Raw genomic sequence first — 16,755 nt, 5'->3', positions numbered from 1 at the left:
CCCTGTGGCCTCGGCGTCCGTAGGTTCCTATACTTGCGGGTGGGGATGAGCAGTGATTCGTCTCTTCACCGGCCTCGGGCCGTTCGACCCGTTTCTGACTCGCTGATCAGACTGGCATGTGGCCTCGGTCACTCGTCGGGATCGGGTGTTCTCTAGGGATCATTAAACAGCGGTTCGAGGATTCGCCCCTCGGGGGCGTCACTCTGGACCACATCTCAGCAGTCACATTGAGTTGCTTGCATCTTGCCGCGTGTCTGCGGCGGGTGTTCGTGCATAGGACAGGACGGCCATGGCCAAATCGACGAACGTGATCGACACGGATGCTTCCGAGACCGGCGCAGCGAAGGCGTCGAAGCGAAAGGGAGCAAAGTCTTCTGAGGGTTCTGCTGTCCGGGAGGAGTCGAAGCCCTCGAAGGCGGTGGAGGCCCGTTCGGAGCCACGGCCGACGCCGAAGCCAGAGCCGGAGTCTCGTGCCGAGGGGCGCGGGCAGGAGCGCGGGGGAGATCGCCCGAGTGGGGAGAGCCGCCCGAGCGGGCAGGCGCGACCTGAGCAGGCACGCCCGGAGCACGCCCGTCCGGAACAGGCCCGTTCGGAGCAGGCCCGTCCGGAGCATCAGCAGCATCAGCAGCGTGGGCATGACCAGCAGCGCGGGGAGCAGAGGCAGGATGGGCAGCGCGACCAGCGTCAAGGGTCGCAGGGTTCTGGCCATCAGGGTTCTGGCCATCAGGGTTCTGGACAACATGGTGGGGGCCAACAGGGTGGTGGGCAGGGCGGCGGTGGGGGAGGTGGTGGGGGAGGTGGCCAGCAGTCGTACGGATCCGGTCAGCAGTACGGGTACGGATTCGACGGCGGCCGGAACCGTCGGAAGCGGAAGAAGCGCAAGGGTGGCGGGATGTACGGGCCCGGCGGCGGTGGGAGTGGCGGCGGCGGGGGCGGCGGTGGGATGCACAGCGGGCATCACTTCGATCACTCGCTTCCGAGCGACGAGGAGCTTGAGCGCGAACTGGCGGAACTCGAGCGGACGCTCGCGAACGCGAAGCCGGAGGATCTGAAGGACGCGATCTCGATCGGCCAGCTCCAACGGATGGAGCTTGACGAGTTGTTCAAGGTCGCGACCAAGGAGGGGCTGGCGGACTTCCAGTCGACGCCGAAGCAGGATCTTGTTTTCAAGATTCTGAAGGCGCGTGCGGCCAAGCAGGGTCTGATGTTCGGTGAGGGGACGCTCGAGGTGATGTCCGACGGGTTTGGATTCCTTCGCGCCGCGGAGCAGAGTTACCTGCCGGGACCGGATGACATCTATGTGAGCCCGTCGCAGATCCGTCGGTTCGGGCTGCGTCGCGGGATGGTGGTGCGGGGCGCGATCCGTCCGCCGAAGGAGAGCGAGCGTTACTTCGCGTTGCTGCGTGTTGACAAGGTGAACGGGCGTGAGCCGTCGAAGATCCACTCGCTGGTGAACTTCGAGGATCTGACCCCGCTGCATCCAGAGCGGCGCTTCATCCTTGAGACGTCGCCCGACGAGATTGAGTGCCGCATCGTGGACCTTGTGACGCCGATCGGCTTCGGTCAGCGGATGCTGATCGTTGCGCCGCCCCGCACGGGCAAGACGGTGTTGTTGCAGAAGATCACGAAGGCGATCAGCACGAACAACCCCGACGTGAAGATCATCGTGCTGCTCGTGGATGAGCGTCCCGAGGAGGTGACGGACTTCCGCAGGCACGTCGCGCAGAATGTTGAGGTTGTGGCGAGCACGTTCGACGAGCAGTCTTCGCGTCACGTCGCGGTGGCGGAGGTTGTGATCGAGAAGGCGAAGCGGATGGTCGAGTTCGGGGATGACGTGGTGATTCTGCTGGACTCGATCACGCGTCTGGCGCGTGCGTACAACTCGGAGCAGCCGCACTCGGGCAAGATCATGTCGGGCGGTCTGGACTCGAACGCGTTGCAGCGTCCGAAGAAGTTCTTCGGTGCGGCCCGCGCGATCGAGCGGGGCGGCTCGCTGACGATCATCGGAACCGCGCTGGTGGACACTGGCTCGAAGATGGACGAAGTGATCTTCGAGGAGTTCAAGGGGACCGGCAACGCCGAGTTGCACCTTGACCGGAAGCTGATGGACAAGCGCATCTATCCGTGCATCGACATCCCGGCCTCGGGCACCCGTCGCGAGGAGTTGCTGCTCGACCGGAAGGAGCTGGAGCTGGTGCACCGTCTGCGGAAGGTGCTGAGCGACATGAACGTTGTCGAGGGGATGGAGTTGATCAAGACCCGTCTGAAGAAGGTGAAGACCAACGCCGAGTTCCTGATGACGATGGCGATGGGATGATCGTTGATTCGTCCGCGGGCGCGAACATCTTGTCCTGAGTTGAGGTATCCTGTGGGGGGTCGCCCGTTCGGGCGGCGGCCCTCTTGGAATGCCCCGGCGTGAGACTGGCTCGCAGGTACACCCTGGTTCTCCTGGCGGCGTCTGCGACGCCGTGGGGGTTGCTGCTCTCCGTGGGCGGATTATGGCTGTTGCTGATCGGCTCAGAGGCGTGGGCGGGGGTGCGCGATGCGTGCCGCGCCGGGGGTATCGCGTCGATCGCGGCGGGACAACTGGTTTTTTGCTGCCTTGTGGCCGATAAGTGGTTTCCTGGTGCGAATCGGCGTCTGGTCGGCTGGATCGAGATCCTGACGTGCGCCGTGATGCTCGGAGCAACGGCGGTGCTGTCGGGGCGGATCCTGATGGCGATGATGGGAGTTGCGACTTGAGGTCTCACCTGCGTTGGGCGATCGTGCGTTCGACACTGGCGCGTGCGTTGGCGGCGGTGGTGCTTGGTGCGTGGGCTTTTGTTCCGCTCGTGGCGATGGCGCAGGGTGAGCGGGAGATCGGCCCGAGACTTGTCGCGGACGCGATCTGGCGGACATCGGTGCTGGATCTTCGCCTGCGGCACGAGCCATTGGAGCGTGATTACCGGCTTGTGGGTTTGTTGCTTGATCGTGCGCAGGGGTTTGCGCCGCACGACACCGAGTTGGCGCGTGAGCGTGTGGAGGCGTGGTTTCAGGCGGGTGAGTTGGATCGGGTGATCGATGCGTGCCGCCAGATTCTGGTGAACGATCCCGGCGACACGGTGGCGCAGCTTCGTCTGATCACGTCGCAGATATCGCGTCAGCAGACGGTGGGTGAGCGACTTGCGATCTATGCGCGTTTCCTTGGTCCCGGGGGTGCCGGGCTGGATCCCTCGGTGCGGAGCCGGCTTGCGCTCGACGCGGCCCTGCTGCATCGTGAGCGTGGGGATCTGGACGGGTTCATTGACTATCTCTCGATGGCGACGGGACTTGATCCGACGAACAAGGAGGCGGCGGCGCTTGCGGAGGCGTTCTACGCGTCGAAGATGTCGGACGCTCCCGGGCGTCTGGAGATGCTGTGCAATCTGTTGTACGCGGATCCGCTGGATGTGGAGGTTCATCGTTCGATTGCGCTGCTGCTGGGGCGCGTGGGGGCGTACTCGCAGTCTCGGCGTTTTTATGTGAACGCCGTGGCGATCATGTACGCGAGCGGGATGTCGCCGGAGACATCTGTTGGTGTTGACCAGCTGGTGTTGAGGTGGCAGGAGGAGGGGCCCGAGGCGGTTGTGAAGGAGCTGAACACCGCGATTCTCTCTCAGCGGGACACGGCGAGGCGGACGATCCAGGAGCTGGATCGCCAGGGGATTCCATCGACGGGTGTGACGCCCCCGGCGGAGTTGCGGCTTCCGATTGCGCTCGAGCAGGTGCGTCTGTTGGCTGCGGATGCGGCGGGGGACCTTGAGACTCGGGCGGCTTCGGCGATTGATCTGAGCGCGAGCGTCGACAAGCTGGTTGCCACGGTTTCGGCGCAGGGATCGGCGGGATTGATCGGTGTTGGCTTTGCGATGGAGGCGGCGGCCACGGCGATTTCTGAGTACCTGGTGGTGACGGCGATCTCGAACGAGCAGAACGAGCAGATTCGGACGGCGATGAGGGCGTTTCTCTCGCGCGACGATGTTGATATCGAGTATCGCGAGCAGCTGACGCCGTGGGTTGAGCTCAGATCGGGGAGCGCGTCGAGTGCGCGGGACAAGTTCCTCGCGCTGGGCGCGGACAATCCGACTATGCGCATGGGCGTTGCCATGTGCGAGGAGGAGCTGGGCAACCATGCCGAGGCGAAGCGTTTGCTGGAGGAGATCGCATCGGTCTCTCGCTCGACGGTGCTCGGCGCCTGGGCGCGGGCCAAGGCGATGGGTACGGACGGGGTGTGGGGAGATGCGCGGACGGATGAGGCGATTGAGTGCCGCGAGATCGCGGCGAGTGTGCCCAAGTGGGTTGATGAGATGATCACGCAGCCGCGTTCTTACATGAGTCTGACGGCGGACGCTTCTGCGGTGGCGGGAAGGAACACGCTGCGCGTGACGATCCGGAATCTCTCTCCGCTGCCTCTTGCGGTTGGTCCGGAGCGTCCGATCAACAGCCGCCTGCTGATTTCTCCGAAGGTCGATGTAGGGATTCAGAAGACGAGTCTTGATGCGTTGCCGGAGGTTGTGCTGGCGGAGCGTCGGATCCGTCTGCTGCAGGGCGAGGCGGTGGAGATCGAGATCTGGCCGGACATCGGGTATGCGGGCTGGCTGATGGAGACGCAGTCGCTGCAGACGGTGCGTGCGCGTTGGGGCGTGATCCAGGGTTTCCAGTCGGGCGTGAATCAGACGTATGTGCCTGGTCCGTTGTGCCTGATGACACAGTCTGAGCAGGTGGTGCGAGGGCCGGTGATGTCTGACGCGACGCACGATGGGCTGGTCGCGTGGTTCGGTTCTATGGGCGGGCAGGACGGGCGTGATGTGAACGATGTGCATCGGGCGACGATGCGTCTTCGTGCCGCGGTGTTCTTGGCGGCGAGCGAGGGCGGATCGTCTGAGGGTGAGTTGCGTGCGTATGCCGCGGCCTTGGGGGCGCGGTACGCGTCGCTGTCGGCTGAGTCTCGGATTGTGTTGATCGCGGGCGCGCCGCACGCCGGGCAGCACGGCGCGATGGAGCCGTTAGACCGAGCGATCGAGCTTGAGCGTGATCCCGAGGTTCTGGGGATGGCGATGCTGGCGCGGGCACGGGAGTCTTCATCGCCGCTGCTGGCGACGGCGCGGGAGTCGGGCGTGGCCGATCTGGTGCGGATCGCTTCGCTGCTTGCTGAGCGGTTTGATGATGGCGATGTGTCGTTTGGAACTGTCGGTCCGGGGATTCGAGCGCTCGCGGGCCCCGGGCTTGGCGCGGGAGGTGGCATGGCGCCTGCTCCCCAGTCGCGATAGCGAGGGGCAGCATGGAGCCGGCGAACCCTGATGGAACAACGCCTCGCGGCGGGCGCGCGACGCGGGCGATTGTCGGCTCGATCGTGGGGGGCGCGCTGCTGGTCGCGGCGGTGTGGACGGCATCGTTACAGGGCGGTTCGCTGGCGGACGGGTTGCGGGCGATGCGGTCGGCGGAGTGGTGGCTGGTCGCGATGGCGATCGTGCTACCGATCGCGAATCTGTTTGTCGTGAGCGTGGCGTTCTGGCTGCTGAACAACCGACACGGGAGTGTGCGGCTGGATGAGATGGCGGGGCTGATCGCGAGCGCGTGGCTGCTGAACTATCTGCCGCTGAGGCCTGGGATGTTCGGCCGGATCGCGTACCACAAGAAGTACAACGGGATCGGGATCAAGGCGTCTGCGCGGGTGCTCGCGGAGACGGTGGCGATGGCGGGGATCGCGATGGCGATGCTGTCGTCGATCGTGCTGGGGATGGACTGGATCGGTGTTGGTGGCGGTCCGGTGTGGTGGGCGGTTGCGTCGGCTCCGTTGGTTGGGGGGATCGCGGTGTGGCGCGGATCGTCTGATCGGACGGTGCGCGCGTATGCCGGCGCGATGGCGATGAAATATGCGGATGTGGCTCTCTGGGCGTTTCGCTACTGGGCGGTGTTCGCGCTGATCGGTCGTGAGATCGGGGCGCGCGAGGCGGTGGCGGTGGCGGTTGTGAGCCAGGTTGCGTTGCTGATTCCGCTGGCGGGGAATGGGCTAGGTCTGCGTGAGTGGGCGGTGGGGCTGCTGGCGGCGGCACTGCCCGGGTGGTACGCGATGGGGGAGGATTCGGGCGCGGGGATCGGGTTGACTGCGGATCTTGTGAACCGCGCGGCGGAGGTGATGGTGGCGATCCCGCTCGGGGTGCTTGGGATCGTGGGGATTGCTCGGCTGGTGCGGGGGCGATCGGTACGTGTTCGTGCTTCTGAGGGTGCGGCGTCGGCGTGAATCGAATGGCATTCGTTCGAGGGTTCGATCCGGCCGATGAAGTGTCTCGTATCGGTTGATGAGGTTGGCGGCGCACGGTTGCGGACCGCCTGGGTGTGTGGCGTGTCGGGGGGGTGGGTGAGCACGATGCTCAGCAAGATCGAACAAGACCATCAGCGTTTCAGGCAGATCGTGCGTGGTCGGATCCGGCGTGATCTGAAGAAGTTTCTGTCTCGCGGCGAGTTGATCGGGCGCGAGGGGAAGCGGTTTGTCTCGATCCCAGTGCATGACATCGATATTCCGACGTTTCGCTACGGCGACAACTCGTCGGGAGTGGGGATGGGGGAGGGCGATGAGGGTGATTCGGTCGGACAGGGCGGCAAGCCGGGGCAGGGCGGCGAGCAGGAGGGGAAGCACATCCTTGAGGTGGATGTGAGCATGGAGGAGTTGGCGGACATTCTGGCGGAGGAGCTGAAACTGCCGCGGATCAAGCCGCGCGGCGAGCATCGGATCACGACGGTTCGCGACAAGTTCACGGGGATCCGTCCGATCGGCCCGGCGAGTCTGCGTCACTTCAAGCGGACATATCGCGAGGCGTTGAAGCGTCAGGTTTCTCTGGGGACGTATGACCCTGACAACCCGGTGATCATTCCGATCAAGCGTGACCTTCGGTTCCGATCGTGGAACGAGGTGAAGAAGCCGCAGTCGAACGCGGTGATCGTGTACATGATGGACGTGTCGGGCTCGATGGGCGATGAGCAGAAGGAGCTGGTGAGGTTGGAGGCGTTCTGGATCGACACGTGGCTGAGGCGGAATTACGAGGGGATTGAGAGCCGCTACATCGTTCATGATGTGCGGGCGTCGGAGGTTGACAAGAAGACGTTTTTCTCGGTGCGTGAGGACGGCGGGACGAAGATATCGAGTGCGTTGCAGTGCGCGAGGTCGATCCTTGAGGGACATTACGACCCGTCGGACTGGAACATCTACCTGTTCCATTTTTCGGATGGTGACAACTCGAGCGATTCGGACAATCGCGAGTGCGTGAAGATCCTGGATCAGCACCTGCTGCCCGTGTCGAACATGTTCGGCTACTGCCAGGTCGCGTCTTCGTATGGTTCAGGATCGTTCATCAACGTGCTGCATGAGGCGTTTCCCAACGGGGCGGATATCGGGGATGGTCCACGGCTGGTGACGAGCAGGGTGAACGGGAAGGACGACATCTACGAGTCGCTGCGGACGTTCTTCAAGCAGGGGCGATGAACGATCGCCGGGGCCGTTTCGGGGGGGAATGTGCGGAAGGGCTCGACGCGGGGGGACGGACCTGCGAAACTGAGGGGGCGTGCGCGGCGAATCGTGACGCAGAGGGCCGAGCGTTGATTCCGTTCTTCACGGGTTATGCGGTGATCGTGTGGTGGCTCGCGGGGAGGCACCGGCGGACGCTGCTCGGATTTGTGTGGGTGGGGCTCGGCGCGGCGTTCATGGCGATGGTGATTCTGGGGCACTACACGCTGGGCGTGGTGACGCAGGGTCGGATCTACATGGAGGTGTTGCAGCCGATTCTGTATGGGTATGGGCTGGTGGTGACGGGGATGGGGGTGTATATCGCGTGTCTGCCGCGGCGTGTCGAGCATGGGCCACGGTGCTACGCGTGCGGGTATGACGTTCGGGCGATTCGATCGACCTTGTGTCCGGAGTGCGGGACGGCGATTCCGGCGCGGGATGTGGGTGCTGGGGCTGGGGTTGGGGCGCGGGTTGGGCGTTTATCTGCGGATGAGCCACGCGGCGGCACCGATGAGCAGGATCGCGCCGGGCATGCCGAGCGCGAGCGCAAGGCGGATGATGCGGAGTCGATCGGGATCGATGGGGCGGATCACGGGGGTCGATCCGGCCTCGGGGCTTCGGGCGATGAGCTCGTCGAGTTCGGCGAGGTAGGCGATCGACGCGTCGAGGAGTTCGGTGTTGCCCGGGTGGGTTCTGACGGCTCGGCCGTCGATTGAGGTCTGCTCGTGGGTGATGCCGTCGGCGAACCAGCCGAACTGGCCGTAGCTGTGTGTGCCGACGATGACCAGACGCTGCACGGACATCGGGTTGTCCGGCGGGCGTCGCTCGACCGCCCATGCGAGCGTGAACTCGTTGTTCGCGGGTGGGGGGAGATCGCGTGCATCGCGCGAGGGGGGAGCGGGGAGTGTTGACTGCGATTCGAGCCCGATCTGCCAGAGGGTGATCCACTGCGACTCGCCCCAGGTGGCGTCGCTGAGGAGATTGAGGAGCGGCTCGGCGCGGACGCCGGGGAGAGGATCGCCGGATCGAGCGATGTGGATCGGCCAGGCCATGAAGAGGGGGAGGCCGCTGATCGCGCCGGCGATGGGATGATCGCTTGCGGCGGTGATGCGGTCCGCGCCGGTGAGGGGAGTGGTGACGATGCGGGCGGTGGGGGTGGTGCGCTCGCGGACGAGGGGGCGCGCGGTCTCGGCGGTGAGGCCGAGTTCGAGCAGGAAGTCGGAGGTCGGATCGGGCGAGCCGGTTGAGGGGAATATGGATGGGCTGAGGGAGATCAGCAGGGGCTCGCCTCGTTGGTGGAGGTCGCGGAGTGCGGCCCCGAGACGCTGGGCTCTCTCAATGCCGGTGGGCTGGCCGGGTCCCGGGCTGCGGCTGCTGGAATCGGTTGAGAGGGCGATGTAGACGACGCGGCGGAGACCGTCCGGGTTGAGTTCGCGCAGTGACGGTGGCTCCGCGCTTGAGAGGAGCGACCAGAGAACGGTGTCGATGCCTCGTGAGGAGAGGCGTTCGATGAGTTTCTGATAGAGGTTCGCGCGGGCGAGGACGAGCGGATTCTCGGCGTGGAGCAGGACGACGATCGGGGGTCTGGAGGCGAGCAGGGTGCCGAGCGCGGTGGCGAAGAGCGATTCGACGCGTGCCCTTGCCTCGGCGGTGGAGGATGCGGCCGCTTCGATGAGCGCGTCTGGATCGATGGCGACGATGCCCGGCCCTGTGTCTCCGACCACGATGGCGGCGCGATCGGCCTCGATCAGGCGCGCGACGCGGATGACCGCCGGTGCCTTTGCGACGCGGGCGGCATCGATGGCGCGGGCGAGCGGGGCTCTGAGGTTTGCGACTCTGCCTGCGAGGCCGCGTGCCAGATCGCGGGCCTCGGGCGTTCCGAGGGCGGAGCGGGCGTACTCGCCGAGTTCGCGGGCGAGCGCGTCGAGCTGTGCATCGAGGTTCTCACCGGGGGAGCGGATGCGCTGCCAGGATTCGTCGAGAAGGGGAGGGCCGGGTGCGTCGTCGGGCTCAGATGTGCGTGAGTCCCACTCGTGGATCGGGGCGAAGGCGGCGCTCGCGATCGCGATGGCGTCTCTGGAGAGGACGCGGAAGAGTGCGGCACGCTCGTCGAAGGCGCGACGGCCGGGATCGTCGGGGCCGAGGGCGTCGCGGATGCTTTCGAGTTGGGAGACGAGGGCGGGATCGATCGATTGTGCCGCGGTCTGGAGGGATTCGGCGGCCTGACGGATGATGGTTGCGTAGGAGTCGATAGAGGCCTGCTGCTCGGTGGTGAGTGCGTTGAGCGTTCGTGCGAAGGTGAGGCGACCGGTCTGGCCTGAGGTGTCGATCCAATCGGCCTGGATGCGTGTGCCGGATCGGTTGAAGGTTGAGATTGCGTCTTCGAGCGTCTGGCGTGCGCCCGGCTCGATGGTGCGTTTGTCGAGTGCGAGGATGATGCGCGCGCCGGCGGGGAGCGCCTCGGCGATCTGGTGCGTTCGGGGTGAGAGGCGGTGCTCGCCGGTCGCGGTCGCGTCGAAGCGGATGGCGGTTGAGTTGCCGATGCGGACGAGCGAGAGAGAGCAGACCGTGGCGGAGAGGAGGATCGCGGCGGCGAGGGCGGCGAATCTGGCGCGGCGTGACCGGGTTGGCGGTGTGGAAGGGCCTGATGTCTCTCTGGTCATCGCCATCTCCTTGATTGGAGGGCGAGTGTGGAGAGCACGAGCAGCCAGCCCGTGAGCGCGACGAACCAGGCGATGTGGCGCGTGTCGATGACCCCTCTGGCGAAGTCGCTCATGCGCGGGGTAAGGGAGACGAACTCGATGGCGCGCTGCGCGGGGATCGGGAGTGTGTGGGCGGGGAAGGAGGGGATGAGGAGCATGCCGAGCAACACGAAGAGGGCGGCGAGGAATGAGAGGGTCTGGCTGGAGGTGCAGGCGGAAGCGAGGGTGCCGATCGCGAGGTTGAGCATGCCGAGGAGGGCGAGCGAGAAGTAGCCGGCGAGGATCGGCCCGAGATCTGGGGCGGGGTCGGAGAGTGACCAGAGCGTGATCGGGTAGGCGAGCGTCGGGAGGAACATCGCGAGGAGGAAGAGGGTTGCGCCGAGGAACTTTCCGACGACGAGCGAGCCGTCGCGGATCGGGGATGTGAGGAGGGGCTCGATCGTCCCGGTTCGTATCTCGTCGCTGAAGAGGCGCATCGAGATGGCCGGTACGACGGGGAGGAGGAGCCACCCGGCGATCGCGAAGAAGGGCCTGAGGGTGGCGGGCTGTCCGGGCGCGAGGATGGCGGTTGCGAAGACGGCGCCTGTCAGGAGGAGGAAGAGCGCGATGACGATCCACCCGACGGGGAGCCGGAAGAACGATCGGAACTCGCGTCCGGCGATCGCGGCGATGACGCTCATGGCGTGCCCTCTCGGCCGTGGGCGAGAGCGAGGAAGACATCCTCGACGGTGGCGGTTGTGAGTCGGAGTTCGCGGACGGGCGTGCCGGATGCTGCGAAGGCGTGGGCGATGCGTTCGCGGGGATCGGGTTCGTGCGGCGCGCACGGCGATTCGATGCGGGTCCAGCCCTCGGAGAGTTCGGTGAGCCGGGGGCTCTGCTGAGGGAGCCCGAGGATCAGCCCGGCTTTCTCGGGTGTGCAGCGGGCTTCGACGATGAGGCGCGAAGGGCCGCCGTGCTTGGCGATGAGTTCGGCGGGCGTGCCGTCGGCCTTGAGTTCGCCGGAGGCGACGATGAGGATGCGCGAGCAGATCTGCTCGATCTCGGGGAGGATGTGGGAGGAGATGAGCATGGTGCGGTCGGAGCCGAGTTCGCGGACGAGCGTGCGCATCTGGGCGATCTGGGTGGGGTCGAGTCCGTTGGTGGGCTCGTCGAGGATGAGGACCTCGGGATCGTGCAGGATCGCCGCGGCGAGGCCGACGCGTTGCCTGTAGCCCTTGCTGAGGTGTCCGATGCGGCGGGTTCGGACATCGCGGAGCCAGCAGCGTTCGATGGCTCTGTCGATGGCGGCGGGGCGTCTGGATCTGTCGAGGGGGTAGAGCCGGGCTCGGAAGGCGAGGTAGTCTGCCACGCGCATTTCAGGATAAAGAGGGGCGGATTCGGGGAGATATCCCAGTTTGGCGCGTGCGGCGAGGGATTGGTTGAGGGTGTCGAGGGCGCGGATGCTGGCGTGTCCGGCGTCCGGGGGGATCATGCCGGTGAGGATTCGGATGGTGGTGGACTTGCCTGCGCCGTTGGGTCCGAGCAGTCCGGCGACCTGCCCCGGGTGGAGTTCGAAGGAGACGCCACGAAGGGCGTGCACGCGTCCGTACCATTTATGCACGCGATCAAGAGCAACCATGCCGATGATGAGGGTACCGTGCGGCGGGCGTTCTGTCGCGTCGGGCAGAACTCGGCCCCGCCGTCACCCCGGGCCGGATAGACTCATCTGAGTGAGTGAAGGTGAACGTGGGAGCGGAGGAAACCGGGGCGTGACCGAACGGACCGACGAGGCGCTTGATGCGACGCTGATCCTTGCGGCGTTGGACGTTGCCGTTTGCGTTGTCGACTTTCAGGGTGTGACGACGTGGAGCAACGCGAAGTTCCAGACGCTGGACGAGGGGGCTCGGACCCGGATCGCGTCGGAGTGCCGCGCGTTTCTGGATAAGCGTGCGTCGTGTGCGGGGCGTCGTGTGCTGGGTCCTGAGGATCAGCCGCCGGCGTCGTGGGGTCCGATCGAGATTTCGAGCAACGACCAAACTGTGTGGTATGAGCTGACGGCGACGGTTGATCCCGGGGTTGTGAGGACGGGTCCGGGCAGCCGCGCGGTGGCTGTGGCACGGGATATCACGGCGGCGCGTCGGGTTCGCATGCAGCGGGAGACGCTGGCACGGGCTGGCGAGGAGTTGGTGCGTCTGGATCGTGAGGCGATCCGGAAGATGAACGCGCACGAGCGTTTGAAGCTGCTTGAGTCGAAGATCATCGGGTACAACCGGGATTTGCTGCACTTTGACCACTTTGTGATCCGTCTGCTCAACGAGAAGTCGGGGAAGCTCGAGATCGTGTTCTCGGTTGGTCTGCCGTCGGAGATCGAGGATCTGGACATCTTTCCGGAGCCGGAGAACAACGGGATCAGCGGTTGGGTGGCGGCGACGGGGCAGAGCTATATCTGCCGCGATGTGGGCTCGGACGAGAAGTTTCTCCCGGGCTTGTCTGGCGCGAAGAGTTCGTTGACGGTTCCGCTGCGTCTGCACGACAGGGTGCTTGGGATCATGGATGTGGAGTCCTGCACTCCTGCGGCGTTCAGCGAGGAGGATCGGCAGTCGGCGGAGATCTTTGCGAGGCATATCGCGATCGCGCTGCACATGCTCGACCTGCTTGTGGCGGAGCGTTCGACGACGAACGAGGCGGTGAGCCGGCGTGTGGACAGCGAGGTTGCGGAGCCGCTTCAGGACATTCTGCGTGAGGCGGAGTGGCTGGACAAGATTGTGTCGACGGACCCTGAGGTGCGGAACCACATCGACCGGATCAAGACGGACTGCGATGCGATCCGCAGGCGGATGCAGGACGTGACGAGCGGACCGCAGACGCTGCTGGGCGTGGAGGAGGCGCTGGCGCACAGGGCACCGGATCCGTTGCTGGTGGACAGATGGATTCTGATCGCGGACGACGAGCCGAAGATCCGGCGGGTGATCGGCGATGTGCTGCGGAATCGCGGGGCGAAGGTTGTGGTTGTGGATAACGGCGGCGCGGCGATCGAGTATCTGGAGGCGTGCCATCGGGGCGAGTATCCGCCGTTTGAGCTGGTGATCAGCGATATCAAGATGCCTGACCGGAACGGGTATGAGGTGTTCAGCGCGGCGCGTCGGTGCCTCGGGGCGGTGCCGGTGATTTTGATGACGGGGTTCGGGTATGACCCGCACCACTCGATCGTTCGTGCTTCGCAGGAGGGGCAGCGGGCGGTGCTGTTCAAGCCGTTCCAGATCGAGAAGCTGCTGGAAGAGGTGCGGGCTTCGCTGCCGCAGCGGGGCGGCGGCTCAGACCCAGCTCCGCCGGCTCAGGCCTGATCTGCTCGGCGCGCGACGATCACCCGAGCGAGGCCCTCGTGATCGTGGATGATGCGGGCATCGGCCAGCAGCGGATGCGCCTTGGCCATCGTCAACACGTCCGGCGCGGTGCACGCGGCTATTTCAACCAGGATCTGCCCGCCGGGAGCCAGGAGTGCGGGGCCTTCGGCGAGCACGCGCTTGACGAAGTCCATGCCGTCGGCGCCGCCCCGCAGCGCGCCGTGCGGCTCATGGTTCTTCACGTTCGGCTCCACCGTCTCCCACTCGTGATCCGGGATATAGGGCGGATTCGACACGAGGTAGTTGAGCGAGCCCTTCGCCCCCGCCACCGGATGCGCGAGCACCGGCGTCAACAGGTCGCCCTGGGCGAAGTCCACGCGATCGGCAACTCCGTGCTTCTCCGCGTTGGCCTTCGCCACATCGAGCGCATCGGCCGAAATGTCGGTCGCGACGACCCGCGCGCCGGGCAGACGCTTGGCGAGTGCGATGGCGATGCATCCCGAGCCGGTGCAGACGTCTGCGATCAATAGAGGGATGGAGGAAGCGCTGCTGCGAATTCGCGCAGCCGAGAGATAGTCGGCATGCGTTGCGAGCGGAGGGATGCTTATGCCGTGTGTTGCACGCGCGTGCTGCAGGACCTCTTCGACGATTGTTTCAGTGGATGGACGTGGGATCAGCACACGCTTGTCAACGTCTATCGGAAGTCCGAAAAACATGACCATGCCCACCAAGTACTGTACGGGCTCGTGATTCATCGCGCGAATAACGAGATCACGGAGCCGGGCTCGCTCTTCGGCGCTCGCAGGTCGGTCGTGATCAAGGTACAACTTAACACGCTCGCAGCCCAATACATGCATCATCAACATGTCCGCGAACTGATCGGGAGAATCTAAGCCCTTCCTGGCGAAGGTATCACGCATCCACCGTATGAGGTTTCGTGTGGTCCACGTCTGTTCGGACGATGGTTGCATAGGTGTGGTCATGCCGTGGATTATTGCACTGTAAAGCGGAAATCCCGTTCGAAGCAGTGCCCTTACTCTAGATCCATGGGCTTCTCGTGATCCTTGAAGACCCATTCGCCCCCGACCATCGTCATCAGCACGCGGGTCGAGGGAATGTCCGACGCGCGGCATGTCAGTACATCGCGGTCCAGCACGATCAGGTCCGCGAACTTTCCGGGAGAGAGCGAGCCGCGCGAGGTCTCGTGGAAGGAGGCGTATGCGGCGTCGATGGTCATGGAGCGGAGTGCGTCTGTGCGGCTGAGGCGTTCGCGAGGATACCAGCCGCCGGCGGGCTCGCCTTCGAGGTTCTGGCGTGTGATGGCGGCGTAGATGCCGAGGAAGGGGTTGTGGCTTTCGACGGGGAAGTCGCTTCCTCCGGCGATGCGTGCGCCCGATCGCTGGAGGGACTTCCAGGCATAGGCGCCCTTCGAGCGTTCCGGGCCGACGCGATCTTCGACCCAGCGCATGTCGCTTGTGCAGTGCGTCGGCTGCATGGAGGCGATGATGCCGAGTCTGGCGAAGCGCGGGATGTCGGCTGGATGCAGGAGCTGGGCGTGCTCGATGCGGAAGCGGGCCTCGGTGAGGAAGCGGATGCTGCCGAGTTCGCCGAGTTCGGAGACGCTGGTTGGGGCGCGGTTGTGTGCCGCCCGCTCGTAGGCGTTCAGGACTTCGCGGTTGGCGCGGTCGCCGATGGCGTGGGTGGCGACCTGGAACCCGCGTTCGAGGGCGAGTTTCGCGACGGCCTCGATGAAGTCGGGATCGCTGACGGCGAGGCCGATGTATGGCTCGCCGTCGGGTCCGAGGGGGCGATCGGCGTAGGGCGCGAGGAGCCATGCGCCGCGCGAGCCCATCGCGCCGTCCATGTAGAGCTTGCAGCCGCGGACGGTGACGACGGGGTGGTCGATCGGTGCGTGTTCTGACATGTACCGGAGCGCGTAGTTGGCGGGGATCATGGCGCTGATGCGGAGCTTGAGTTCACCGGCATCGGCCATCTGGCGGTACATGCGGGCGGTTTCGGGGTGGACGCCCATGTCGTGGACGCCGGTGAGTCCGACCTCGAAGCAGCGTTGCTGGGCTTCGAGGATGATGGCGCGGGGATCGCCGGAGACGGAGGGTGGGATCACGCGCTCGATGAGGGTCTCGGCGTTATCGATGAAGACGCCGGTGGGGCGGCCTTGTGCATCGCGGATGATCTCGCCGCCTGCGGGGTTCGAGATGTGGTCGTCGATCCCGGCGAGATCCATCGCGGCTTTGTTGGCGAGGGCGGCGTGGCCGTCGACGCGCGAGAGCCAGACGGGGTTGTCGGGCGAGATCGCGGAGAGCGCGTCGTGGGTCGGCAGCAGGCGGTCGGGCCAGGACTCGTGGTCCCATCCCCGCCCGATGATCCACGCGCCGGGCTGGGATTCCTTGATGCGTGCCCCGACGCGGTCGAGAACTTCCTGATAGGTCTTTGTGCCCGCGAGATCGATGACGCCGAGCGACAACTGGCCGAGCCCGGCCAGGTGGCCGTGGGCATCGATCAGGCCGGGGATGACGGTGCGCGCGCCGAGATCGAAGACCTGGGTCTCGGGACCCGCGAGGGGGAGGATGTCGGTCTCGGTGCCGAGTGCGGCGATCTTGCCATCGGTGATCGCGACGGCCCGCGCGATCGGCGCCTTCTCATCCAGCGTGTGGAAGGTGGCGTTGCGGAGGATGGTGTCGGGAGGGGAGGCGGAGGTGGAGACAGCGAATCCGATGAGTGAAAGGACGATCGCGAGCGGCTTCTTCATATGTCCCTCGGGCCTCGGATGCTCGGTGCCAAGATATTCACGATTCACCACGCCGGACCTCGCTGCACTCGGGGCAAGCGGAATCGGGCGCCAAGCCGCATAGATCGTACCCGCACCGCCCGCAGTGCCCGTGGGGGAAGCGGGTGTCTCGCAGGTGACGGATGAAGTCGAGGGAAAGCGAGCCCACGCAGATGAGCAAGGCCGTCGCTGCGAGGGCGGACACGGCATTGTGGAGGTAACCTGCCCATCTTGGCCGACTGCCCGTGCCGCCGGTCGCGATGAGCTCGTCGTACTTCTCAAGGAGCCATGGTTGGTACGTGGAGGCGATGAAGCCCCGAATCGGCTCGCGCAGCTCGGTGGGCGGGATGATCTGAATATTGAAGTTACCCGTGGTGTATGAGAATGTCCCACGAACGCATTCTCTTCGTGTCGGAGCCCAGA

The 16,755-nt window shown here is 65.4% G+C and carries 11 protein-coding genes; 6 read left to right on the top strand and 5 right to left on the bottom strand.

Features of this window, described 5'->3' with window-relative positions; all coding sequences use genetic code 11:
- Window positions 1-1,060: 1,060 nt before the first annotated feature.
- From rho to KF838_10300, 5 genes are all read left to right on the top strand, one after another.
- On the top strand, window positions 1,061-2,317 hold the full coding sequence (gene rho / locus KF838_10320; GenBank protein ID QYK49832.1) for a transcription termination factor Rho: 1,257 nt from the start codon (window positions 1,061-1,063) through the stop codon (window positions 2,315-2,317).
- Between the two features lie 98 nt (window positions 2,318-2,415).
- Window positions 2,416-2,742: a hypothetical protein gene (locus KF838_10315; protein ID QYK47174.1), complete on the top strand. Its 327-nt coding sequence runs from the start codon at window positions 2,416-2,418 to the stop codon at window positions 2,740-2,742.
- Window positions 2,739-5,285: a hypothetical protein gene (locus KF838_10310; GenBank protein ID QYK47173.1), complete on the top strand. Its 2,547-nt coding sequence runs from the start codon at window positions 2,739-2,741 to the stop codon at window positions 5,283-5,285. Before KF838_10315 ends, KF838_10310 begins: the two co-directional genes overlap by 4 nt.
- An 11-nt stretch (window positions 5,286-5,296) precedes the next feature.
- Window positions 5,297-6,259 carry a hypothetical protein gene (locus KF838_10305; GenBank protein QYK47172.1) on the top strand — a complete coding sequence of 321 codons (963 nt, stop codon included), beginning with the start codon at window positions 5,297-5,299 and terminating at the stop codon, window positions 6,257-6,259.
- A 126-nt stretch (window positions 6,260-6,385) separates the two neighbouring features.
- The gene (locus tag KF838_10300) at window positions 6,386-7,498 is read left to right on the top strand and encodes a DUF444 family protein (protein ID QYK47171.1); all 1,113 of its coding nucleotides are present in this window, start codon (window positions 6,386-6,388) and stop codon (window positions 7,496-7,498) included.
- Between the two features lie 500 nt (window positions 7,499-7,998).
- Here the strand turns inward: KF838_10300 and KF838_10295 are convergent, their stop codons facing one another.
- Genes KF838_10295 through KF838_10285 form a run of 3 tightly spaced genes read right to left on the bottom strand, consistent with a single transcriptional unit; the run spans window position 7,999 to window position 11,839 of the window.
- Window positions 7,999-10,182: a hypothetical protein gene (locus tag KF838_10295; protein ID QYK47170.1), complete on the bottom strand. Its 2,184-nt coding sequence runs from the start codon at window positions 10,180-10,182 to the stop codon at window positions 7,999-8,001.
- Window positions 10,179-10,901, bottom strand: coding sequence for an ABC transporter permease subunit (locus KF838_10290; protein QYK47169.1), 723 nt, complete (start codon window positions 10,899-10,901; stop codon window positions 10,179-10,181). Before KF838_10290 ends, KF838_10295 begins: the two co-directional genes overlap by 4 nt.
- Window positions 10,898-11,839: an ABC transporter ATP-binding protein gene (locus KF838_10285; GenBank protein QYK47168.1), complete on the bottom strand. Its 942-nt coding sequence runs from the start codon at window positions 11,837-11,839 to the stop codon at window positions 10,898-10,900. Before KF838_10285 ends, KF838_10290 begins: the two co-directional genes overlap by 4 nt.
- A 130-nt stretch (window positions 11,840-11,969) precedes the next feature.
- Here KF838_10285 and KF838_10280 point away from each other — a divergent pair, with 130 nt between their 5' ends.
- A complete protein-coding gene (locus KF838_10280) occupies window positions 11,970-13,544 on the top strand; it encodes a response regulator (protein QYK47167.1) in 1,575 nt (524 codons plus the stop codon).
- On the opposite strand, the gene prmC is transcribed toward KF838_10280, so the two are convergent.
- Entirely contained in the window at window positions 13,535-14,527 is a 993-nt protein-coding gene (prmC, locus tag KF838_10275; protein ID QYK47166.1) for a peptide chain release factor N(5)-glutamine methyltransferase, read from the bottom strand. The genes KF838_10280 and prmC overlap by 10 nt on opposite strands.
- A gap of 50 nt (window positions 14,528-14,577) precedes the next feature.
- Window positions 14,578-16,365, bottom strand: a complete 1,788-nt coding sequence (locus KF838_10270) for an amidohydrolase (protein ID QYK47165.1) — start codon at window positions 16,363-16,365, stop codon at window positions 14,578-14,580.
- Window positions 16,366-16,755 lie beyond the last annotated feature (390 nt).

Source organism: Phycisphaeraceae bacterium, from assembly GCA_019454185.1.
Taxonomy (GTDB): domain Bacteria; phylum Planctomycetota; class Phycisphaerae; order Phycisphaerales; family UBA1924; genus JAHBWV01.
This window is presented reverse-complemented; position numbering and strand designations above follow the sequence as displayed.

Excerpts from the sequence above, each read along its gene's own strand:
- KF838_10305 (QYK47172.1), top strand. The coding sequence starts at position 5,297 with ATGGAGCCGGCGAACCCTGATGGAACAACGCCTCGCGGCGGGCGCGCG.
- KF838_10295 (QYK47170.1), bottom strand. The coding sequence starts at position 10,182 with ATGACCAGAGAGACATCAGGCCCTTCCACACCGCCAACCCGGTCACGC.
- KF838_10290 (QYK47169.1), bottom strand. The coding sequence starts at position 10,901 with ATGAGCGTCATCGCCGCGATCGCCGGACGCGAGTTCCGATCGTTCTTC.
- KF838_10285 (QYK47168.1), bottom strand. The coding sequence starts at position 11,839 with ATGGTTGCTCTTGATCGCGTGCATAAATGGTACGGACGCGTGCACGCC.
- KF838_10300 (QYK47171.1), top strand. The coding sequence starts at position 6,386 with ATGCTCAGCAAGATCGAACAAGACCATCAGCGTTTCAGGCAGATCGTG.
- prmC (QYK47166.1), bottom strand. The coding sequence starts at position 14,527 with ATGACCACACCTATGCAACCATCGTCCGAACAGACGTGGACCACACGA.